This window comes from Fulvivirga maritima (assembly GCF_021389955.1).
Lineage (GTDB): Bacteria > Bacteroidota > Bacteroidia > Cytophagales > Cyclobacteriaceae > Fulvivirga > Fulvivirga maritima.
On record NZ_CP089980.1, the window covers coordinates 5,348,714 to 5,371,821 of the forward strand.

Below are 23,108 nucleotides of genomic sequence, written 5' to 3' on the forward strand. Positions count from 1 at the left end.
AGCTTATATTTTTATTTTTTGTAAAAGCCTAATCTAACTTATCTTCCTCCTTTTCTGGAGATGGATTTAGCACCTTTACCTATATTTCAGGATGGTTGCTAAGGCTTCAACGGGCCATTTCCCTCAGCCTTTCTTGATAAGAGCATTCAAATATTAATATTACAAATCTAGCATAAATTTTTAAACAACAAGAATTTATTTTTCTTCGTAATTCCACATAGGTATTTTTCCTATATTTGGCCCGACCTATCACCTATGAATCGCATGAGATTCAGACCAATACTTGTTTATTCATTGAATTAAAATTTATGAAAATCTGGAAGAAATTATCTCCTGAAGAGATAAGAAAGAAGGTATTTAGTGCACTTGGGGAAAATGTAAATTATTATGAATCGAACATTTTAGGGATTCCTGCCTCCCACTTAGATAACAAGGTGTTTTATCAGGATGCTCCTTTCTTGAGCAATGCCCCTTATTTGTCTACGCTTATTCATAACCCTAACCACATCGGTTGTCATACTTTAGGAAAATCAGAGAGCTTTTTCCAAGGTACACAGCAAATAGAAAAAGAGCTTATAAGAATATGCTCTGAAGAAATATTAAAAGGAGAACCCGATGAGTTTGATGGCTATGTAGCCTCTGGTGGCACCGAAGCCAATATGCAGGCCGTTTGGGTTTACAGAAATTATTTCAAAGAAGCATATGGATGCTCTAATGAGGAGATATGCATTATTACTTCTGAAGACAGTCATTACTCCATGAGCAAGGCCGCTAATGTATTTGCATTACCTATTGCCTATGTGAAAGTAGATGAGGATAGAAAACCCACAGCAGAACACCTTTCTACCATTATTGAAGAGCAGCAAGGTCAAGGTAGAAAATACTTCATTGTCATCGCCAATATGATGACTACCATGTTTGGTTCTGTAGACCATATAGATACTTATGCGTCAGTACTAAAACAACATGACTGCACCTACAAAATACATGTAGATGGTGCTTATGGAGGCTTTTTCTATCCTTTTGCAGATGAAAGCAATCCTTTGAATTTTGCTAATGCAGAAGTGTCATCAGTAACGCTGGATGCTCACAAAATGCTGCAGGCACCATACGGAACGGGTATATTTTTAATAAGAAAAGGCCTTATTAAATATGCCAATACTAAAGAAGCGAAATACATTGAAGGCGAAGACTTTACACTTATCGGTAGCCGAAGCGGTGCTAACGCTATTGCTGTATGGATGATACTTATGACCTATGGACCATACGGATGGAGAGAGAAAATTCTAGTACTTTTAAACCGTGCCGATTGGCTTTGTGCTGAGTTAGATGCCAGAAGCATCTCCTATTATAGAGAGAATGGTTCTAATATTGTAACCATTAAAGCTGATGATATTTCAAACGAAGTAGCCAAAAAGTATGGCCTTGTCCCTGATAATCATAATGACCCTAAATGGTTCAAAATAGTGATTATGGAACATGTAACTATAGAGAAACTAGAACCCTTTATTCAGGAAATTTAACATAATGGACCAGGCATCATTACAGTACCCAATTGGTAAGTTTAACGAATCAGCACCAAAACAAGGAGCTGAAATCTCTGGCTGGATACAGCAGATAGAGATGCTACCTGAAAAGCTGAAACAAGCTGTAGAAGGTCTTAATGATGCTCAACTGGATACACCCTACAGGCCTGGTGGCTGGACACTCAGACAAGTAGTTCACCATATTGGTGACAGCCACCTGAACAGTTATATTAGATTTAAATGGACTTTGACTGAGGACGAACCTATTATAAAAGCCTATAACGAAAAAGCCTGGGCTGAGCTTTTTGATAGCGAGGAAGGACCAATAGAATTGACTTTAAATTTTATAGAAGCACTACATAAAAAATGGGTATATTTACTCCGTGGTTTAAAGGAAGATGAACTGAATAAATTCTTCGTTCACCCTGATAACAATAATAAAGTAACGCTTAAATTAGCCATAGGAATGTATGCCTGGCATGGCAATCACCACTTGGCACATATCTCCAACCTCACTACAAGTAAAGGCTGGAAGTAACAGTAAATAAGTTGCTGAATTACAATCAATTAAGAAAGTCAATTAGTTTTAATATTAAAGAGGCTTCCGGGATGAAATATACCTGGAAGCCTTTTTTTTACTATTTCAATATCAGTGTAGAGTAAGGAGCTATTGGCGCACCTTCATCCCAAGTAGCAGAAGAGAAATACAAAGACTTATCTCCTAATATTTCACTATCCAATTCCTGAGCTTCAGCAGAAATATTATGGATTACCAACAAGGTTTCTTCTCCATTAACACGAACAAATGATATCAGGTTTTTATTGTTCATTTCCACATAATCGATATCACCTTTAGTTAGCGTTTCACTACTTCTTCTTAACCTGATCATTTTTTTATAATGATTAAATAAAGAGTTTGGATCTTCCATTTGAACTGATAATGGCGCTACTTTTTTATCCGTAGAATACTCAGCTTTTATCCAGGTCGCACGACAGTCATCAGCCTCCTTTTTATTCCATAAGAAAGACTCACGGATATTAGGATCAGGTTTCATACCCTTCATGCCTATCTCTTCGCCATAATACAAATACGGAGCGCCTGGCAAGGTAAATAATATTGAAGCAGCCACGGCAGCCTTTTTCTCATCATCTTCCAGCACACTCATTACCCTGTTCTGATCATGGTTACTCAAGAAAGTGGCTACAATAAAATCAGGATTCACCTTTTGCAAAGCTTCTTTATTCTCTTTAAAGCGCTCTACCAATGATTTGTCCATGTCCATCTCCAAACCATGACCTGAAACGAAAGCAGATCCATCGGTTCCTTCTTCAATGGATTTTAAGATACTATAGGCCAGGTCAAAATTAAATAAAGACGAAAAGCCTTTAGCATAAGGAGACTGCGTTTCTGTATTAGCCCAAACTTCTCCTACCAGATACACATCGGGCTTAACTTTTTGCATCTCTCCCTTAAATTCTTCCCAGAAAGCATGACTATCTTCGGCCCTTTCATCCGGATAAATGTGCTTGGCAGCATCTAATCTAAAACCATCTACCCCAATATCCTGAAGCCAAAACTTACCTATATTATACACCTCTTCCCTCACCTCAGGATTATCATAATTAAGGTCAGGCATCTCTCCTGTAAAATAACCATAGTAGTGTTCTGCTGTAGAATCACCATTCACTGCGTGCCACTGGGTGATGTTACCTGAGTCAAACGCTGTTTCCTTTTTAGATATTTCCTCGGCGATTGAATCTTTATCTGCCCATACGAAATAGTCTCTGTAAGGATTATCTTTTCCCTTTATGGCCTCCAGAAACCACGGATGTTGTGATGAAGTGTGATTAATAATAAGATCTATAACCACTTTGATGTCATGAGCATGGGCGGAATCTACAAAATGCTTAAAGTCATCTAAAGAGCCATAATCAGAATGGATATTTTTATAATCTGTAACATCATATTTGTGATATGAAGGAGAAGGCATAATAGGCATTAACCATACTGCTTCCACCCCTAAGTCTTGCAAATAAGGTAGCTTAGACTCCATTCCTTTAATATCTCCTTTACCATCTTGATCTGAATCACAAAACGACTGGACAAATATTTCATAGGTAATGCCATGCTCAGGCCATGAATAAATCAGCTTTTCTTCCTTTTCCATAGGCTTACACGCTTCTAGTAAACAAAACAATACAACAAACGAGAGGAAAAATGTATTACGTAGCATATTCATGATTTTTAATAAGGACTTATCTATCTATTCAGAATGGATTAAAGATCGTGAATTAGCCTTGAAAAAATCATATGAATTGTTAATTATTTGGAGCGCCATCATCTACCCAGCAGGCTATAGTAGCTATCTCCTGATCACTGATGGTCTCCCCTTCCGGTGGCATATTGCCTGACTGAGTCTGACTTTTTATGGCAGAAGCCCTATTTTGCACATTCTCAAAAGATGACCAGTTGAGGCTGGCTCCCTGCGAGCCATCATGACAGCCACTTCTTATGCAGCTGGTATTGATTATGCTGCTGACCTCATCAGCATATGATGTTCCATTGAGTACTACTGCCCGGGCTGAAGTAGAGCAGCCGCTGGCATCTTGAATAGTAACATCATAATTACCGGCACTTAGATCGGTAAACTGTGAAGACGACTGAAAAGCACCATTGTCTAAACGGTATTGCAAATCGCCACTTCCTGTACCCTGAACTGTAATCACACCTTGTGACTGACCACAACCAGCATTCTGGGTTGTAACTTCGTCTATTGACACCTGTGATCCGTTGATACCTACAGTGGCAAATGATGATACAGTGCATCCATTTATATCTTGCGCAATGACCGAATATGTACCTGCTTGCAATCCTGTAAAACCAGATGTATTTTGGAAGCTACCTCCATTCAAGCTTAAAGTTATATTACCTTCACCTCCAGAGACTGCAACAGCAATTTCTCCGTCTGTAGCACCACACTCAGATACAGCAGTAGGCGTAAGTTCCAACTCTAAACCCGACTGGTCACAGTCAATCTCAGGAGCGGGTTCATTATCCGTTTTGCAGGATACTACTACCCAACCCAAGACCATACAGCAAAGTAAATTTTTTAGAAACGTCATCATTTGTATAATAAGGCTTAGATGAATATAATAAAAGATATAAAGAAACTGAAACGAAGAGCTATAAAACAAAATATCCTTTAAGGCCTTGCCCCAAAGGATATTTCGTTGTCTATAGTTGGCTTTAACTGTTGCTAAGGTACAGTTCCGTTTTTTATTTTGAAACTTAATAATCACTCATAACTTACAAGTGTAAAATGAGAATTATTAAATATATAAATCCATAATTTTTATTAACCTATATAAACAAAAAATCCCTTGAAGACCTGGCCTCAAGGGATTTTCTGTTGTCTATAGTTGGCTTTAATTGATACTAAGATAGTAGTTGCCCCCTTAAGCATCAACCCTTGCAAGCCCACTAGTATTTTTAAGCGATGAATTACCGATATAGCCGATTAACAATCACTAGTTTACAGCTAAATGAACAAAATAGAGATAGGCAGTAAAGCTCAAAATTATACACAAAATGAATCTGAATGGTACTTTAGCAGGATAATAGATGCCATCACCTAACATAGCACATAAGACAGATTTAAAAATATGCCTCCCAAAAATTGAACACAAAACGGTAAAAACTTGCACCGAAAGCTTCCTAAAAGGTGATTTCCTTTTTATTTATTATTGCCTTTTTTGTGTTGAAATGCTTACCAGCGGAGTGTGGATTAAGTGGGTTTGCACTTCAAATGAAATTGACGAAGCAAAACATCATTTCTACATACAACTGATTTAGAATAACACATCACGACCCTGCTTTCTCATATAAATCTAAAAAAGAAGCTGCTGATAGGTTAAAAAAATCAACTAGGAAATGAGCTATTATAATCCACCTCAAACTTTCTGTCTTTTTAAAGACAAGCCCCCAAACAACTCCCATAACGAAAGTGGAAATGATAACAGTTAATCCCCTATTCAATTCTGAATTCACACCAAAAACCGCATGATTGAGAGCGAATACTAAACTGGTGAACATTATTGCCATCCATTTATTCCAGTCCTTAGTGTAGTTAAAAAGTAGTCCACGCCAATAAAATTCTTCCAGCCAAGGGTTTATCAGAGCCAACACAATCCAGGGTAGCCAAACATGCCATACTGCCAAAGTATCAAAATGCATTAAAAAGAGAGGAAGCGGAAGAAGGCCAATGAATAGAGCTAAAATATTCCAGCCGAAGGCACCTTTTGATTTTTGTAGCCATGCTTTTCTCGTTTCACTAGCAGTGTATTTAAATATAAAATATAGAAACACACCCCATTCAATTAATATTATTGGGATAAATGCCCACTTACCAATAACACTTCCAAATACAAAGGCACCCTCAAAATTGATAGCAATAATTAAAAAAGGCGATAAGAGAACTACTTGTTTTTTGGTTAAATTCATTCATGCTCAGGTTTGATGAAGATGTGCATTATCTAAGTATCTTGTGAAAGAAATCCGATTTGCTATTTCCAGTCTAAGTTAATAAATTTTCATATTCTTAGAATTTATATTGACTCAATAGCCACCTATAAATATTGGTCGCATCAAAAAGGGAGCTCCAAATAATGACCTCTACTAGCTCATATTATGGAATATCAACACAGGGAAGCCTCTAACCACCGATTTCGCACGAAAATGTAAACCCCACTGCCTGCCTCTGCTATAAAAATCACTTCCTATTCATTAACTTGTCTAATTCCTTACGCTCTTTTTCTAAAATCTCACTGAATTGATGATTTAATCCACTATCACCCATTAAATTACCTGCTTGAATAATTTTCTCCAGTAGATCCAAATGCAAGTTTTCCATTTGCTTTACGTTATCAGAAGCCCATTGAAATGCTTCTTTAGCAATACTATTATTCTTGTCATCAACTCCCAAAACAATGTCAAAAGAACATTCTACCAAATCTCTTCCCAGTCCTGCAGTATTCCATTCAGAAATTCTTTCCAAGTACTGATGAGCCTCCTTAATTCGCTTCCATGCTTGGTCATAAAAATTCTGCTGAATTAGTAATTCTGATATATACAAAAGCTGACACGCAAAATCCCAATCCGATGATTTGAACTTAAGTAACTCTTCATTTGCCCAGATTTGGGTAGATACATCCTGAATTATTTTGGTGAAGTAAACAAGGTTATTTAATTCATCTTTGCTCCAGGAGCTTTTTGAGTGGTACCATTCTTTAACTTTCTGCTTAAGAATATCAGTCTCATCCAAATCAATAGCCAGCTGAATCTCATCTAGAATTCCATTAATAATCAGTTCATCTGGATACACTTCCGCCAAGTATTCTTTCCACTTTTCTAATTCAGTTTCTGATATATAGCAAGTATTTGCAGACATGCCCACATACTCGTAAAAGGCGTCTTTTACGTTAGGTTCTGCTTGTTTTATAAACTGGTAAGTTTCAGGTATCCCTGCAGACACCAGAAATTGATATTCAAAACCACAGTGAGTATCAAAATTAGCCTGTTTTGCCTTTAGGAAAAGTTCAGCGTATTTGGGGTTAGCGTATTGAGAAAGCAAAAAAGCATTAAGGCTTAATGCTGGGTATACACCTTGAAAAGTAGCTTTTCTATGATTTTCAATTTCAGCTTTAAAAAGCTGTACTAACATCTCTTCATCTCTTAAGCTGGGATTATACTGTAAGGCAATTAATAATTGAAATCTCCTGATAGCATTTTTGTCATCTGAATATCCATTTTCATCGATTCTTTCTTCGTATAAAAATTCAGAAAGCTTGATTTTTCCTGCCTTAATATCTTCTAATAGTTGGGTGTACTTTTTAATCATCGTCTTTTCTACACAATAGCTAATGTAAAGCTTCTATATTCCTCTTTTTAATGTTTTGAATCTAAAATATTTTTGATTCAGATCATAAAAGTACTTACTAAGGCTAATGGTCATGCTCATTAATTATCGTTATTAAGTACCAAAAAAGTAACAAGCAATATAAAAAGGCAGGAGTATACTCTCTCCTACCTTATTTTCAAGCTATAGTGCTACTCGTTAAGCACTTTATTCACATATCCAGTCCATTGATAATGAGGGATGCTTTTATCCAAATAAAAGTCTGGCTGTAATCCTTTACCATCAATAGCAAGGCCAGGAATTCTCATACTTCTTGAAAGAGAATACCACAATTTAAACTCTTGGAAAGGGGATTTCTGTAAAAAACATATTTGAAATGTCTAATGCTCCAAAAGTAGTCACACCGAAAAGCTTTACTTTTTTACTTTGTTTTGCAGCCAACAGAAATTGGAGACTGTCAATTCATCTCTGTCTAAACTTTGGATATAAAGAAATAATGTTTAGACTAAAGAGCAATGAACAAACAAGAGAAAGAAGAATTAAAGGAAAAAGCACTTAAACAATTTTTAAAAGGAGAATCTCTATTTGGTAAGGATGGGGCTTTCAGCCCCATGTTGAAGGAGTTCTTAGAAGAAGCTCTGGAAGCAGAAATGGAGGATCACCTATCCAGTGAAGAAAAAGGACGCTCTCATGGCAATAAGCGCAATGGCAAAGGCCAGAAAACAGTTAAGAGTAGTTTAGGAGACGTTGAGATAAATACTCCTCAAGATCGTCATAGCAGCTTTGAGCCAAGAATAGTAGAGAAACGCCAGCGTATACTGGCAGACAATCTTGAGAAGCAAATAATAGCCATGTATGGGCTAGGTAATAGTTTGAGAGATATTCAAGAGCACATCAAGGAGATGTATGACACAAATATATCAACAGAGGTGTTAAGTGATATCACAGACCGAGTGATCCCTAAAGTAAAGGAGTGGCAAAATAGGCCATTAGAATCGGTCTATTGTATTGTTTGGCTAGATGCCATGCATTTCAAGGTGCGAGATGAAGGTAAGGTGAAGCATAAAGCCCTTTATAATATCTTAGGGATCAATAAGCAGGGCAACAAGGAGATATTGGGCATGTACCTATCAGAAAGCGAAGGAGCTAATTTTTGGCTTCAGATACTTACTGAGCTACAAAATAGAGGCTTGAAAGATATTTTGATAGCCTGCACTGATAACTTGAAAGGTTTTAGTGAAGCGATACACTCCATCTACCCACAAACAGATGTTCAACTTTGTGTAGTTCATCAGATTCGAAATAGCTTGAAATATGTAGCCAGTAAAGAACAGAAAGTGTTTATACAAGATCTTAAATTAGTTTATCAAGCAGACACAAAAGATCAGGCAGAGACTGCTTTATTAGAACTGGAAGAAAAATGGGGAAAGAAATATCCTGTGGTGATACGATCTTGGAATGATAACTGGGAACTACTTAGCACTTATTTCGATTACAGTAAACCCATAAGAAAGTTAATATACACTACAAATCCAGTGGAGGGCTTTCATAGACAAGTAAGAAAAGTTACCAAGAGTAAGGGAGCATTTACCAGTGATATGGCCTTGATGAAATTAGTTTACTTAGTTTGCAGACGTATTGAGAAAAAATGGACTTCACCTTTGCGGAATTGGGGTTTGACGGTGCAGCAATTAGCCATTAGATTTGAGGGAAGATTGGAACTGGAACTAAAAACCAGTCAAACCAAAAAATAAAAAATTCCCTCCCAGGGGCTAGCCCCTGGGAGGGAAGCAGACAGAGATGAGCTAACACTCCCAGAAATTGCTCAGCAGTACTTGCATTACCTTCATTAATGATTATACCCACATTTGCCGGATATGCATAAACGGAATCCATTTTATCTACTGAAACAGTACTATCACTCAAGCTTACATATTCTCCTAACTTTTTATCTAGCTTATCATACATGCTCTTTGCCCATTTCTTACTCGCTTCATCCAAACCATATTTAGGATCATTGATTAAATCTAACATCCTCTGATTATTCAGTTTGGTAGAAAGAAATTCAGGAAGAACTACCCTAATAGGATTAGTATATAAATAAGGAATGATACCATCATAAGAACTATCACTTCCACCACCATTATCTCTTATATCTATAATAAGATTTTTTGTCGAAGTGATTTTAGCTTTGTTAACCTCTAGCAAACTGTCGATTTGATTTTTATAATGAGCCTCAAATGAAGGTATTCTTAAGTAAAGAGTAGTCTTATTTAAAACTTCTAAATAAGGCTCTTTAGCATTTAACATCTTAAAATATTGAACAAATTGTGGTTGATCTTCCACTTCCGGATAAAGCCGAGTAAGCACGACTTCTCCTATTTGCAAATGATTATTCCCCATCATTGTTACGGTGTCCGAAGTAACTGCAGAATGATCCGCTTTATAAAAAACTGCCTTTGTTTCATTTTTCGATTCACTGATTTTTAGCTTCACCTGGTCTTTTTGCCAATTTTCGGTATCTGATTCAATAATAAAACCAATGTAGGTGTCCTTTTCTTTCTTAATTCCTATTCGAAAAGATTCTACTTCCCAAATACCTTCATAATCTGGTTGATTATTTTTTCTTAAGTATTTTTTAAACTTTTCTTCTTTAACAGAATAAGTTTCCCAGTCATCAAACTCTTTTTGAGATGATGCCGTTTTTTCTTTCTCTTTATCATTAATAAGTCTTATTGCCAAATGCCCATCACGAAAGAACTTTAACCACTCCGTTAAACCCTGATTATGCATTAGAAAACTAAAAGTTTAGAAAATCCTTCGATAATTGTGTAAAAAGATCGATTTTGATGAGGTATAAAAATCACCAGAATGGTTACTCAAAATATAGGGTCTTTACCCATTGAATATTCCTCCAAGCCAGTGACACCCTTTGGAGGGATGAGTTTAATGAAACGATTTATCGATCAGGTAGGGATACGAGAAAAATTAGCCGAACTGGCACTTCCATCTCCTGGTTCTAACCGAGGGTATGACCCCAAGCAAATCGTAGAGAGTTTTTGGCTGAGTATCTGGACAGGGGCTAGTAGATACATCCATTGTGACTGGTTGAGATATGATACTGTTTTACAGTCAATTTTTGGATGGGATGGTATGCCTAGCCAAAGTACCTACAGTCGTTTTTTTGGAAAATTCTCTCAATCCCTAAACAACGAAGTATTTCCAGAGCTTCAACAATGGTTCTTTGACCAGCTCCGTTTAGGAGCACTCACCATTGATTTTGATAGTACTGTGATCACTCGATATGGAGATCAACAAGGGAGTAGTAAAGGTTATAACCCCAACAAAAGAGGGAGAAATTCACATCACCCCTTGATGGCCTTTGTGAGTCAAACCAGAATGGTGGCCAATGCATGGCTCAGGCCAGGCAACACAGCGGCCAGTAGTAGTTGCAGGGAGTTCATGGAAGAAACCTTTAAGCACGCCTTGGCAGGACAAAAAGTAGGTCTGGTAAGGGCCGATAGTGGTTTTTACAACGAAGAAATCATGTCATATCTAGATGAAGAACTCCTCAATTACATTATGGCTGTACGCATGTACCCCAATGTAAAAAGCGAAGTTTGGGGGCTTAAAGATTGGGTCAAACTGGCAAAGGGAATAGAGCTGAACGAGATGGTTTTCAGTCATGAAAACGGTAAGCCAAGACGATACATTATTGTAAAAAAGCAAGTTGACATCAGGCCACATGCAGGAGGCAAGGAACTTTTTGAAGATCAGCCTGGCTATCGATATAGTTGCTATGTGACCAATATGGATTTACCTCTGGATCAGATTTGGAACATGTACAACACCCGCGCCGATTGTGAGAACAGAATTAAGGAATTGAAACAAGATTTTGGGCTTGAAAATTTTTGTTTACAAGATTTTTGGGCAACAGAAGCCTCCTTTCGCTTTATCATGGTGGCTTACAATTTGATGAGTTTATTCAGGCATTTTGCGTTGAACCATCATCGAAAAGCAACCCTATCAACCCTCAGATCCTATTGCTTTGCATTAGGAGCCTGGACAGCAAACCATGCTAATAAAAAGGTTTTAAAAATCTCATTACCCTCCAAAAGAAGACCCTGGATGGAGGGAATATTCTTGAACATATCGTCTACTAGTCCTCCTTTTGATTATTCTAATGAATAATCCGGGTTAAAATAGAAGTACATTCTGTTAGTGAATTAGCAGCTTTAACTTTTCCCAGTATCCTCGTATTATGGTCTTCGTAAGCCTGTTGTCCCTTTGTTTCTAAAACATACTGAAATCCTGCATCATTTTGTTCAAAGGTTTTCTTTACCCATTCATAGTTACTTTTACAATCACAATTTTGAGCAAAGGCAAACGTGGATGTAAACAATAAAATAATCAGGATCAAATCTCTTCTTGTCATTATTTTGTCTCTTTAAAAAAGTGCTTTTAGCACTGGCAAGTAATATCGCACACAAAGGAACGACACTTACTGCCATTCATTTTTTGATAATTAAACACTAGTGTCCGAGAAAAAAGATAGGGGCCTCTGAATAATTTCAAGAGTGCCCCATAATGTGTATTTTCGGTTTACCACAACAAAAAATCACACATGAGTAAAAATACATATTTCTACGGACAGCCAATCTTTTCTCAACTATTATCGCTGATAGATAAATCGGTGTTAAATCAAATAATATCAAAATACCAATCTGACAGATATTACAAGAAATTGAATACTTGGCATCACCTAGTAAGCATGTTATACTGCTGTTTCAGTGGGGCAAGTGCTCTCAGAGAGCTTACTACGGGGCTTTTGGCCTGCCAAAACAAACTGATCCATTTAGGTATTCAATTTATACCCAGACGTTCCACTTTATCAGATAGCAACAAAAAACGCAGTAGTATAGTCTTTGCAGACATTTACATGAAATTGTTTAAAAAGTATCGGCACCTTTTGCCGGACAGCCGCTTGAGAATGGAAGTTCTCAATAAACTTTATATTGTTGATTCAACGATTATTAGTCTGTTTAAAGATATTCTCAAGGTAGCAGGACGCCCTAGAAAAGATGGCAAAAGCAAGGGAGGCATTAAAGCTCATGTAATGATTCATGCGGCAGAATTAATGCCATGTTTAGTACGGTTGACCAAGGGAAGTCAGCATGATCATACATTTTTAAAGCAATTACAACTCCCAGAAGGATCCTATGTGGTGATGGATAAAGGGTATATCGATTATAGACAATACGCACAGTGGAGTCATCAAGGGATATTTTACATTACCAGAATGAAAGAAAATGCCAGATATCAATCAATAGATGAGCTAGAACTGCCTGAAGATAAAGACTTTTGTGTACTTAAGGATGAAAAAGTTGTTATCAGTTTCAAGACTGATGGACAAGTGCAAGAGCTTCAAAATAGAAGAATAGCCTATTATGATGACCTCAATAATAAATTATTAGTGTTTATGACCAATAATATGGAGTTGGAAGCAGCCACAATAGCGGCCATTTATAAATACCGATGGCAGATAGAGCTTTTATTTAAAAAGCTGAAGCAGAACTTTCCTCTCAAATATTTTCTGGGGGACAACCAAAATGCTATTGAGATCCAAATTTGGAGTGCCCTGATCTGTCTATTATTGATGGAAGTAGTCCGAAAACAGATCAAAAAAAAGATGGGCCTTTTCTAATATGGTCTCATTGGTAAGGTTTCACTTGATGGCCTATGTTCACCTTACCCGCTTTCTAAACAATCCAGACCTAGAACTTCAAAAAACAATATATAAAACCAATCAATACCCTTTATTTAGTCCATAGAGGGCTCACTTTTCCAGATTAGAAGAAAACCACTTTATTTTTGCTTAGAATCGCTAAAATTTCTTAGACCAGAGTTTAGTCGGACACTAGTGATAATTAAATATATAACAGCAGCGCATAGTGTTTACAGTTTGAGGTAGGCTATAAACCTTAGGCAAATCTACTTTTTCATGAGATGAAGATGATGCCATGATTTGATTTTGTGTTATTCGGTACTATTCATGTTTCAAATGCTCTCAGAAAGGATCATCTACCCATTAAAATATGGTGTAAAATGACTATGAAAAATAGACTGCTAATACTAAAAGCAAACAGCTGTTTGAAAAGGTCATAACAATTGATATCTGATTAAATCATGAATCAGTCCCGATCATCTACCCTTCGACAAGCTCAGGCTAATTCGATGGCTGGAATCGACACCCTCCCTACCTGATAATTACGAGGAAGATATGACCAAGTAATCTCGGGGCTATGGAAAGAGGGCTGCTATGGCCTGTAAATGAAAGTTTGAGAATGCTTCACTGCACTTCGTTTCGTTCGCAATAACCATTATAAGTACTATAATCATTTACCGTCATCTCGCCCGTAACGAAGTGAAGAGCAAAGATCTCGCTGTTCAGATGACACTAATCGAACTGTGAGATTCCTGATATCATTGCGCTTTGCTCCATGATTCAGGAATGACGGTTTTTATTTGCTACTACTCTCCCCGCTCAATCTCCTTCAAGTTCTCCATTTTCTTATTTCTTAGGAAGCCATTGATATCTTCGAAATGTTCTCTTATACGCTTATTGCCAAATTCAAACACTTTTTCTGCCAAGCCATCAAGGAAGTCACGATCGTGAGATACCAGTATAATAGTACCTTCAAAGTCTCTCAGGGCGTCTTTTAGGATATCTTTGGTCTTAATATCCAGGTGGTTGGTAGGTTCATCTAGGATTAACAGGTTAACAGGCTGTAGTAATAACTTGATCATGGCCAATCTGGTGCGCTCACCACCAGAAAGCACTTTCACCTTTTTGTCAATAGTATCTCCACTGAACATAAATGCGCCCAATAGGTCTTTAATTTTCGTTCTTACATCTCCTTGAGCAATTTCGTCAACAGTTTGAAAAACGGTAAGATTCTCATCTAGCAGTGCGGCCTGGTTCTGCGCGAAATAGCCTATCTTGCTGTTATGCCCCACCTGTAACGTACCATCATAATCAATCTCACCCATAATGGCCTTCACCATGGTTGATTTACCTTCACCATTCTTACCTACAAAGGCTATTTTGTCTCCCTGCGCAATGGTGAAAGTGGCCTCTTTAAAAACGAGATGATCTCCATACGACTTGCTGAGACCTTCTACTATAACTGGATATTTGCCCGATCTAGGCGCTGGCGGAAATTTGATATTAAGGCTAGAAGTGTCCACTTCGTCAACTTCTACAATCTCCATTTTCTCCAGCATTTTCACACGTGACTGTACTTGTAAGGTCTTGGAGTAAGTACCTTTAAAACGATCAATAAACTGTTGTATTTCAGCAATTTGCTTAGCCTGATCATCAAATTGTTTCTGCTGTTGCTCCCGCCTCTCTTTACGCAGCTCTAAGTAGTGGGAATAGTTGGTGCGGTAATCATAAATACGACCGCGCGTTATTTCAATCGTACGATTGGTCAGGTTATCAACAAAAGTCTTGTCGTGACTGATTACTATCACTGCTTTAGCTCTATTCTTCAAAAAATTCTCCAGCCACTGCACTGATTCTATGTCCAGGTGGTTGGTAGGCTCATCAAGCAGGATCAGATCAGGTTTCTTTAGCAGTATTTTGGCCAGCTCAATGCGCATACGCCATCCACCACTAAACTCCTTAGTAGGTTTGGTAAAGTCTTCGCGTACAAAGCCAAGGCCCAGCAGAGTCTTTTCTACTTCAGCATCAAAGTTTACCTCTTCAATACTGTAAAACTTCTCGCTCAGTTCAGATACCTCTTCAATGATCTTACTGTAAGCGTCAGACTCATAATCTGTGCGTGTTTCCAGCTGGTGGTTAAGCTCATCAATACGCAATTTCATATTATTTATCTTGGCAAAAGCCTTGGATGCTTCCTCAAATACGGAGCAGTCATCATCAGTAAGCAGATGCTGCGGTAAGTATGCAATAACCGCATCAGACGGATAAGATATTTTACCCTGAGTCGGCTTATTGACTCCAGCAATAGTTTTCAGCAAGGTAGATTTACCCGCTCCGTTTTTACCCATAAGGGCAATTCGGTCATTACTGTTGACATTAAACGTGATATTACTAAACAAAGTGGTGCCGCTAAACTCCACTCCTACGGCATCTACTGAAATCATACTATTAAAATTTACTACAAATCTAATAGATCACGATTGGGAAGTAATCAATAGTATAAATTTTGTTTTGGAATTCATTCTTTATCCGACATTCGCGAGTGTCTCCATATATAGCTTGTAGATCCACACAAATACTGAGCATTGTAGCTTCTGAAATGTGCCTATCTTATATTCTGAGCTGAGGTCTTGTTCATCATAGGTCGTAGTACGGATACGTTTAATCTCCAACCAGTGGGATCAATCTTCGGGCTGCCAGAGTTCTATTTTATTGTCATCCTCATCCATAATATGTACAAATTTTCCAATTCCATCATAATTCGTTATGGAGTCAAGTACAGTCACTCCATTTTCTTTTAGTTTCTCCAAAAGCCCTTCAATATTTTGAACTCGGTAGTTAATCATAAAATTCTTTTTAGAGGGCGAAAAATATTCATCTCCGGTTTTAAAGGGTTTCCATTGCAGCGAATTTATCTTTTCAGGATGGTCAAGTTTTCTGGATTCAAAGCTCGAGGAGCCCCAATCATTGATTTCAATTCCCAGATTTTTCGTGTACCATTCTTTCGTTTTGTCCGGGTTGTCAGAATAAAAGAATATTCCTCCAATTCCTGTTACTTTTGGTGTGCTCGTGTCTGCTGGCTATTTCGGTCGGACTATGCCAGTTGTTTCGGTCAAACTATGCCAGTGATTTCGGTGTATCTATGCCACTTTAAGAGTTTCGTAATTTTAGTAAATATTAATGTTTCAACACACCTTTTCTCAAAGATTCTCCTTTGAGATCTATTCTATGAGAAGAGTTAACGAGCCTGTCTAATATGGCATCAGCAATAGTGCCTTCACCAATAATATCATACCAGGCTGATACTGGTATTTGAGAGGAGATTATAGTTGAAGTTTTTCCATGACGATCATCGATAATATCCATAAGTACTTCTCTTGCAATATTGTCCATGCTTTGTAAACCAAAATCATCTAGTATTAAGAGTTGGGCAGAGGTAATTCTTTTAAGTTCTTTGATATAGGTGCCATCTACTTTGGCGAGTTTCATTTTGTTGAACAGGCGAGCTGTTACCTGATAGATGGTGCTATAGCCCATCAGACAAGCTTGTCTGCCTATGGCCTGACTCATAAAGCTTTTGCCTACTCCTGAAGCACCTGTAATAATGATGTTTTCACTTTGCTTGATGAACTGTAAGGAGGACAACCTGTTGAACATGTTTTTATCCAGATTCCTATTTTCAGAGAAGATTATTTCATCCATGTCTGCCTGCTGCTTGAAGGTGGCCTTTTTCATCAGCCGTGTAATCTTCTTATTCTGCCTGTCTTCCCATTCACTTTCAGTGAGTAAGGCCAGATATTCATCTGGGGTGCATTTTTGATAAGCATTGCTGCTGAGTTGTTGTCTGTGCAGTTCAGCCATCGCAGATAGCCTCATGGATTTTAGTTTTTCTATTGTTTGATTATTGTTCATAAAATTATTGTTTACTGGTAATGGTTAGCCCCTCTGATGTTTTTGTGAGAAGGGATATGTGATTGATGGTTTTCTTGTTCTATTTCATGCTCGTCCATATTATTACTGAGTATATTTTTGAGCCTTTGATAGCTGTATGTGTCATGATGAACAGCCCTTAGGCAGGCTTTATCTACACGCTCATGGCCATAGTTTTTGGCCAGCATTAAAATGCCCATGGCTCTTTTGTAGTTAATCTCAGGATAGTCACCCTGCAGGAATAAACCTGTCATAAACAGCTTTACATTTACACCTATTTTACCTCCCTGATCAGAAAAATACTGGGGACTCCATTGGCTATAAGCACGGTGTGTACTGGAGAGGTGATTCTTATTAGTAATATAAGCACCCTTACTCATTACTCTATTATGCAGCGCAATGCGTTGGCTTTTGTAGTATACTTCAACATGTTTGGAGGTATACTGTATCTGGGTTTGAGAGCCAATGTAGCGATAGGGAACGCTATAATAAGTCTTGTCAGCCGAGAAGTATACATATCCCATCTTCTGTACCTTGGCTCTGGCGTATTCTTTAACCTGATAAGTACTTTGGGGTAAGCTTTTTAGAAGGGATGATTCTACGGATTGGAACAGCTCTTTTCTGGAAGCTTCTTTTCTTTGAAAAAGCACATTATTATAGCCCTTAAGATGATGCTGGATCTCTTCATTAAGCGCTTCAATAGAGAAGAAAGTCATTTTACGCATAGGGTAATAAATGCGCTGATAGGCCAGCTGAACAGCATTTTCTACCAGTGCTTTATCTTGTGGGGCATAACTACGTGTAGGGTTTATGGCACACCCATAGTGATGAGCGAAGTCTTTGAAAGTTTTATTAATAACCGCCTCATACTTACTGGATCGGGTAACTGCCGATTTAAGGTTGTCTGACACGATGGCTACAGGTACTCCTCCAAAGAAGCGGAGTGCATTATTGAGGCATTGAATAAAGTCCTCCCTTTTTTGACTTTTACATGCTTCCACATAAGTATACTGACTAAAAGGAAGTGTGGCCACAAAAACTTCTACCTGGCTTACTTCTCCTGTAGATGGATCTACTACTTCTAATTTCTTACCTGCAAAATCAACATAGAGCTCTTTTCCTGCCTTGTGCTCTAACTTCATAGAACCTTTGGCCTGTTTGTACTTACGCTGATAATGGGTGGTAAACTGAGTGTAACTGTAACTATCCTGAGTTTGCTCAGCATACAACTGGTAGTGGTACTGAAGGGTAAAGCCAGGGTGATGACGCTGTGGGTGCATGGTCTCAAAAAAACGCATTAAAACCGCATAACGATCATTGTTTATGGTTGTCTTAGACGAAAATAGCTCTTCTAAAGCATCAGTATCCAACTGTAGCAATGCTTCCATGGGCTGATCGCTTGACTGAAGTGATCGCAAATAATGGTTAACAGTGTTTCTATTCACACCCAGGGTCAAAGCAATTTGCCGATTGCTCAGCCCTCTCAAATGAAGATTGATAATTTGTTTTAAGTCCATTATGTCAAGTTTATTCGCCATCCTTTTTTTGGGGCGATATTAACAATCAATGAACTCTTAAAGTGGCATAAATCGAACCGTAATAGGTATCAATTATTATAATATGGTGGCACAAATCGAACCGTAATCAAATAGATACACTGGCACGGTTTGAACCGAAATCACTGGCATATACCTAACCGAAATGGGTGGCATAATTCAAACCGTTGTATCCATCTGCAGGTGCAGTTGTTTTTTCTTTTTTATTATCCTCCATAGTGCTTGTTTTTTCGGTCGCCTGTTGACAGCTTGTCAAAATCACTGTTACCAAAGCTATTGTTAAAAGTTTTTTCATTTCCGTCCTTTTATAGCAATATTGAATGGTCGTTTCGCAACTGCCGCACCACATTGAGCATACGCATAGTTGGCGATTGCGGGCTTCAAACTTATCAATCCGCCACAAAGCTGAAGTGCACTAAAACCCTTGAATTTACTGCTATCACTCCTACTTTGTAAATACAGTGTGTATGCCTTGAATAGTGAATATAGCTCAAGAAATTGAGTGTTACAAGAGGCAAAAGCCCCTTACAGGTAGCGTCGTACCTAGAAGCAATGCAAGTGGCAAAGTGTTATTACTGAAGATGGAATATTACCAAAAACAACAACCCGAGATTAAATAAACTGAGTCTGAGAGGTAAGAAAATCGCTGGTAGATATTTTTAGTGATAAGCCAGACTTTAGGGAGGGACACCCATTTTGCTATGCTTTGTGATCCGTACAATGATATTATAGCTCACGCCGGGTCTATACGATTGGATTGCTTTCTTTTGGCTTTTCGCTTCTCCCGCTTCTTCAGACGTTGACTTCTTTGCCATTGCCAAAAGAGTTCCGGGAGTGTTAGCTCATCTCTGTCTGCTTCCCTCCCAGGGGCTAGCCCCTGGGAGGGAATTTTTTATTTTTTGGTTTGACTGGTTTTTAGTTCCAGTTCCAATCTTCCCTCAAATCTAATGGCTAATTGCTGCACCGTCAAACCCCAATTCCGCAAAGGTGAAGTCCATTTTTTTCTCAATACGTCTGCAAACTAAGTAAACTAATTTCATCAAGGCCATATCACTGGTAAATGCTCCCTTACTCTTGGTAACTTTTCTTACTTGTCTATGAAAGCCCTCCACTGGATTTGTAGTGTATATTAACTTTCTTATGGGTTTACTGTAATCGAAATAAGTGCTAAGTAGTTCCCAGTTATCATTCCAAGATCGTATCACCACAGGATATTTCTTTCCCCATTTTTCTTCCAGTTCTAATAAAGCAGTCTCTGCCTGATCTTTTGTGTCTGCTTGATAAACTAATTTAAGATCTTGTATAAACACTTTCTGTTCTTTACTGGCTACATATTTCAAGCTATTTCGAATCTGATGAACTACACAAAGTTGAACATCTGTTTGTGGGTAGATGGAGTGTATCGCTTCACTAAAACCTTTCAAGTTATCAGTGCAGGCTATCAAAATATCTTTCAAGCCTCTATTTTGTAGCTCAGTAAGTATCTGAAGCCAAAAATTAGCTCCTTCGCTTTCTGATAGGTACATGCCCAATATCTCCTTGTTGCCCTGCTTATTGATCCCTAAGATATTATAAAGGGCTTTATGCTTCACCTTACCTTCATCTCGCACCTTGAAATGCATGGCATCTAGCCAAACAATACAATAGACCGATTCTAATGGCCTATTTTGCCACTCCTTTACTTTAGGGATCACTCGGTCTGTGATATCACTTAACACCTCTGTTGATATATTTGTGTCATACATCTCCTTGATGTGCTCTTGAATATCTCTCAAACTATTACCTAGCCCATACATGGCTATTATTTGCTTCTCAAGATTGTCTGCCAGTATACGCTGGCGTTTCTCTACTATTCTTGGCTCAAAGCTGCTATGACGATCTTGAGGAGTATTTATCTCAACGTCTCCTAAACTACTCTTAACTGTTTTCTGGCCTTTGCCATTGCGCTTATTGCCATGAGAGCGTCCTTTTTCTTCACTGGATAGGTGATCCTCCATTTCTGCTTCCAGAGCTTCTTCTAAGAACTCCTTCAACATGGGGCTGAAAGCCCCATCCTTACCAAATAGAGATTCTCCTTTTAAAAATTGTTTAAGTGCTTTTTCCTTTAATTCTTCTTTCTCTTGTTTGTTCATTGCTCTTTAGTCTAAACATTATTTCTTTATATCCAAAGTTTAGACAGAGATGAATTGACAGTCTCGAAATGCCTGTTCAATCAACACAAGTCTAACGAATAAGGCTTGTGGGAAATATCTTCAATTTACAATTAAATACGACGTTTAATTTAAAGTACGTATTAATAGGTTCTCACAAATTGATATCCGTTTTTAATTCAGAAGAGTCTGATAGTCCTTTTCAAATCTTTTTTCCGTTTCAAAAACCTCTCTTGCAATATTAAGTTCACCATAGAAAATATTGTATACTATTTTATAATATCCCCATGTATACTCCATTGGGAATCGTCTATTAGTCTTTACCCGACACCAAGAATTAAATTTAAGTACTCCTACTTTCTTTTTAATTTGATTTTCCGTCCAAAATCCAATTTCAAGTCCATCATCAGAATAGTTGAAATCTAATCTATGTTCTCTGATTTGAGTTTCATTAATTTCCAACATCTTATTTTTACTTGGCTTATCAAACCCTCCTTCATTAAATATTATTTCTTGAAGCACTACTGAGTCGACTAAATGCACTGTTTTGATTGGCAATTTTTCTTGGACCCCATTTCTGAGATTAGAGCCAGGATTCCCTCTACTTTTTTTAGTCCAGCTAGTTTTTATTTTCTGAATATATATTGACATGTTTCATCATTCCCGCGTAAAGCAGAGCCTAATGGCTCTAATTTTCTGTAAAAAAGTAAAATAGCACCTCCAAAAGTAAAAACGATAAATAGACAAACCAGGCTTAGTACAATAACAATTGGAAAGAGCAAAATTGTTAAAACATTGAATAGTGACTTGAGAAACCTGTTAACCTGAAAAGGTACTCTGATTTTATCAATAAATTCTATGTTAATCCGTCTTAGCATGATTATTTTCAGAAATGGCAGCAACGCCCATATAATGGTCATGTATGCATAATATACCCTATTTGAGTCTCATTTTATTTCGTCAGTTGATGAATCGCATCATCCGCTTGTAATAGAATCTTGACCTGATAAAACCGTATAGCTTTTATCGCTTCGAAGATGTCAGCTTTCGCAAAATGTAGTTCAACAAAATCAACTCCTTGAAAACTGGGATCATGCTTCATCCATGGATTTGTTTTTGGATCGATTACTAAAGTTGTGGTTGAAACCCCCAACTCGCGGATGTAACTTGAATATGATTCAATGGTTTTCTCTATACTAAAACCTATTTTTTGATCTACAAATATTTCTTGAAAAGGCAACTCTCGATCAGCATTATTGAATGCACCATATTCACTAACGCCGCCATTTGGCTATTTCGGTCGGACTATGCCATTAAGGTTAATCAACTGGTTTTCGATAGCAGTTAGTTTGTCTATAGCTTGCTGCGTTTCTTTTAGCAAGTCATCAACCTTATGGTTAGTTGCATTTGCAAGACTCAAATCCTTTCGAATTCGCTCTAGGCGATTAGCAATCAAATCACGATATAAAACATTGTATGTCTGAACTCTTTCCCTTTGCCAGTATTTTAAATCTTTATTTGATTCAGGTTGTGCGCAACCTATTAAGATGACAGAAATAATGCTTACTAAGTTATCTTTCCTCCTATCTTATAAATTTTTAATATTTTCAAGGCTATATAACTATACTCACGCTACCACACCGGTCAATTGCAGACGTAGCAAACTAAGGTTATTTCGCTCTTTAAATCATCAATACGGTTAAAGGCCATTTTTCCTGTATTTCTATTCTTTCAGCGAGCGACAAATCTTCAATTGGTTTACCCATTTTACTTTCCAAAGTTGATTTGTAATCCCGAGCAATTTCATTTAAAACCTTCTTTAAATTATTAATATCCAAAGAACTAGTTTCTATAACTATAGGTTCGTTTTTATTTGTTGCCCCCTTAACATCGTCAATTGCCTTGATAATAGCGACATCATTATAATTTATATTAATGATAGCATTACACCAATAGGCTATAGGTAAGTAGGCGTTTTTTGAAATTTCAGAGAGATGGACTGAAACTATGTTGTCACAATATTTCTCATCAACTATTGCTTTTAATGAATGCATAGATTTTACACTATCCAAACTCAACAATAATCCAAATCCTTTTGCCTCTTCCAAACTATTATAATAATCTTTTTCATCAGATGTTACTCCAACTGCAGAGAATAAGACCTGCTCATAAGACACGTTCTCTGAAGAACAGGAAAACACTAATAACAATATTACTAACCAGTTAATTTTCATAAGAATGATATATAACAACCTTGTTTTTATAAGAAATTATAAACCTCTCCCCTCTTAAAGATCTGAGAATTG

General features: G+C 37.5%; 19 protein-coding genes, 1 pseudogene and 1 riboswitch. Of the genes and pseudogenes, 5 read left to right on the top strand and 15 right to left on the bottom strand.

The genetic code is table 11. The annotated features are described in order from the left end of the window. Positions 1–35 precede the first annotated feature (35 nt). Positions 36–143: riboswitch (SAM riboswitch) on the bottom strand. A gap of 165 nt (positions 144–308) precedes the next feature. Both LVD15_RS22540 and LVD15_RS22545 read left to right on the top strand, forming a co-directional pair. Further along, the gene (locus LVD15_RS22540; protein WP_233777454.1) at positions 309–1,523 is read left to right on the top strand and encodes a pyridoxal phosphate-dependent decarboxylase family protein; all 1,215 of its coding nucleotides are present in this window, start codon (positions 309–311) and stop codon (positions 1,521–1,523) included. 4 nt (positions 1,524–1,527) lie between these two features. Next, on the top strand, positions 1,528–2,064 hold the full coding sequence (locus LVD15_RS22545; RefSeq protein ID WP_233777455.1) for a YfiT family bacillithiol transferase: 537 nt from the start codon (positions 1,528–1,530) through the stop codon (positions 2,062–2,064). 100 nt (positions 2,065–2,164) lie between these two features. Here the strand turns inward: LVD15_RS22545 and LVD15_RS22550 are convergent, their stop codons facing one another. The 4 genes from LVD15_RS22550 to LVD15_RS22565 form a co-directional block, all read right to left on the bottom strand. After that, a complete protein-coding gene (locus tag LVD15_RS22550) occupies positions 2,165–3,694 on the bottom strand; it encodes an alpha-amylase family glycosyl hydrolase (protein WP_233777456.1) in 1,530 nt (509 codons plus the stop codon). Between the two features lie 151 nt (positions 3,695–3,845). Further along, on the bottom strand, positions 3,846–4,652 hold the full coding sequence (locus LVD15_RS22555; RefSeq protein WP_233777457.1) for a hypothetical protein: 807 nt from the start codon (positions 4,650–4,652) through the stop codon (positions 3,846–3,848). Positions 4,653–5,388: 736 nt separating this feature from the next. Next, positions 5,389–6,027: a CPBP family intramembrane glutamic endopeptidase gene (locus LVD15_RS22560; RefSeq protein ID WP_233777458.1), complete on the bottom strand. Its 639-nt coding sequence runs from the start codon at positions 6,025–6,027 to the stop codon at positions 5,389–5,391. A 268-nt stretch (positions 6,028–6,295) separates the two neighbouring features. Further along, positions 6,296–7,423: a hypothetical protein gene (locus tag LVD15_RS22565; protein ID WP_233777459.1), complete on the bottom strand. Its 1,128-nt coding sequence runs from the start codon at positions 7,421–7,423 to the stop codon at positions 6,296–6,298. Positions 7,424–7,956: 533 nt separating this feature from the next. On the opposite strand from LVD15_RS22565, the gene LVD15_RS22570 reads away from it, so the two are divergent. Next, positions 7,957–9,195 (top strand): IS256 family transposase, encoded by a 1,239-nt coding sequence (locus LVD15_RS22570; RefSeq protein WP_233775818.1) that lies wholly within the window; start codon positions 7,957–7,959, stop codon positions 9,193–9,195. Here LVD15_RS22570 and LVD15_RS22575 read toward each other — a convergent pair. Further along, positions 9,140–10,234: a S41 family peptidase gene (locus LVD15_RS22575; protein ID WP_233777460.1), complete on the bottom strand. Its 1,095-nt coding sequence runs from the start codon at positions 10,232–10,234 to the stop codon at positions 9,140–9,142. The two genes, LVD15_RS22570 and LVD15_RS22575, sit on opposite strands and share 56 nt — an antisense overlap. A 78-nt stretch (positions 10,235–10,312) precedes the next feature. Here LVD15_RS22575 and LVD15_RS22580 point away from each other — a divergent pair, with 78 nt between their 5' ends. Beyond that, entirely contained in the window at positions 10,313–11,632 is a 1,320-nt protein-coding gene (locus tag LVD15_RS22580) for an IS1380 family transposase (RefSeq protein ID WP_233776077.1), read from the top strand. Here the strand turns inward: LVD15_RS22580 and LVD15_RS22585 are convergent. Continuing rightward, positions 11,622–11,876, bottom strand: a complete 255-nt coding sequence (locus LVD15_RS22585; protein ID WP_233777461.1) for a hypothetical protein — start codon at positions 11,874–11,876, stop codon at positions 11,622–11,624. The genes LVD15_RS22580 and LVD15_RS22585 overlap by 11 nt on opposite strands. A 189-nt stretch (positions 11,877–12,065) precedes the next feature. On the opposite strand from LVD15_RS22585, the gene LVD15_RS22590 reads away from it, so the two are divergent. Then, positions 12,066–13,145: an IS4 family transposase gene (locus tag LVD15_RS22590; RefSeq protein ID WP_233777462.1), complete on the top strand. Its 1,080-nt coding sequence runs from the start codon at positions 12,066–12,068 to the stop codon at positions 13,143–13,145. A gap of 827 nt (positions 13,146–13,972) precedes the next feature. Here the strand turns inward: LVD15_RS22590 and LVD15_RS22595 are convergent. The 9 genes and pseudogenes from LVD15_RS22595 to LVD15_RS22635 all read right to left on the bottom strand — a co-directional run bounded on the left by LVD15_RS22595 (position 13,973) and on the right by LVD15_RS22635 (position 23,036). After that, on the bottom strand, positions 13,973–15,610 hold the full coding sequence (locus LVD15_RS22595) for an ABC-F family ATP-binding cassette domain-containing protein (protein WP_233777463.1): 1,638 nt from the start codon (positions 15,608–15,610) through the stop codon (positions 13,973–13,975). A 237-nt stretch (positions 15,611–15,847) separates the two neighbouring features. Continuing rightward, positions 15,848–16,213 carry a VOC family protein gene (locus LVD15_RS27330; RefSeq protein WP_233780998.1) on the bottom strand — a complete coding sequence of 122 codons (366 nt, stop codon included), beginning with the start codon at positions 16,211–16,213 and terminating at the stop codon, positions 15,848–15,850. 130 nt (positions 16,214–16,343) lie between these two features. Beyond that, the gene (gene istB / locus LVD15_RS22605) at positions 16,344–17,078 is read right to left on the bottom strand and encodes an IS21-like element helper ATPase IstB (protein ID WP_233777464.1); all 735 of its coding nucleotides are present in this window, start codon (positions 17,076–17,078) and stop codon (positions 16,344–16,346) included. 11 nt (positions 17,079–17,089) lie between these two features. Further along, the gene (gene istA / locus LVD15_RS22610) at positions 17,090–18,613 is read right to left on the bottom strand and encodes an IS21 family transposase (protein ID WP_233776528.1); all 1,524 of its coding nucleotides are present in this window, start codon (positions 18,611–18,613) and stop codon (positions 17,090–17,092) included. 175 nt (positions 18,614–18,788) lie between these two features. Beyond that, positions 18,789–18,947: a hypothetical protein gene (locus LVD15_RS22615; protein ID WP_233777465.1), complete on the bottom strand. Its 159-nt coding sequence runs from the start codon at positions 18,945–18,947 to the stop codon at positions 18,789–18,791. A gap of 597 nt (positions 18,948–19,544) precedes the next feature. Further along, positions 19,545–20,784 (bottom strand): annotated as a pseudogene (locus LVD15_RS22620) (IS256 family transposase). Positions 20,785–20,976: 192 nt separating this feature from the next. Continuing rightward, positions 20,977–21,453 (bottom strand): hypothetical protein, encoded by a 477-nt coding sequence (locus LVD15_RS22625; RefSeq protein WP_233777466.1) that lies wholly within the window; start codon positions 21,451–21,453, stop codon positions 20,977–20,979. A 301-nt stretch (positions 21,454–21,754) separates the two neighbouring features. After that, positions 21,755–22,042 (bottom strand): hypothetical protein, encoded by a 288-nt coding sequence (locus LVD15_RS22630; RefSeq protein WP_233777467.1) that lies wholly within the window; start codon positions 22,040–22,042, stop codon positions 21,755–21,757. A gap of 442 nt (positions 22,043–22,484) precedes the next feature. Beyond that, positions 22,485–23,036: a hypothetical protein gene (locus LVD15_RS22635; protein ID WP_233777468.1), complete on the bottom strand. Its 552-nt coding sequence runs from the start codon at positions 23,034–23,036 to the stop codon at positions 22,485–22,487. Positions 23,037–23,108: the final 72 nt, after the last annotated feature.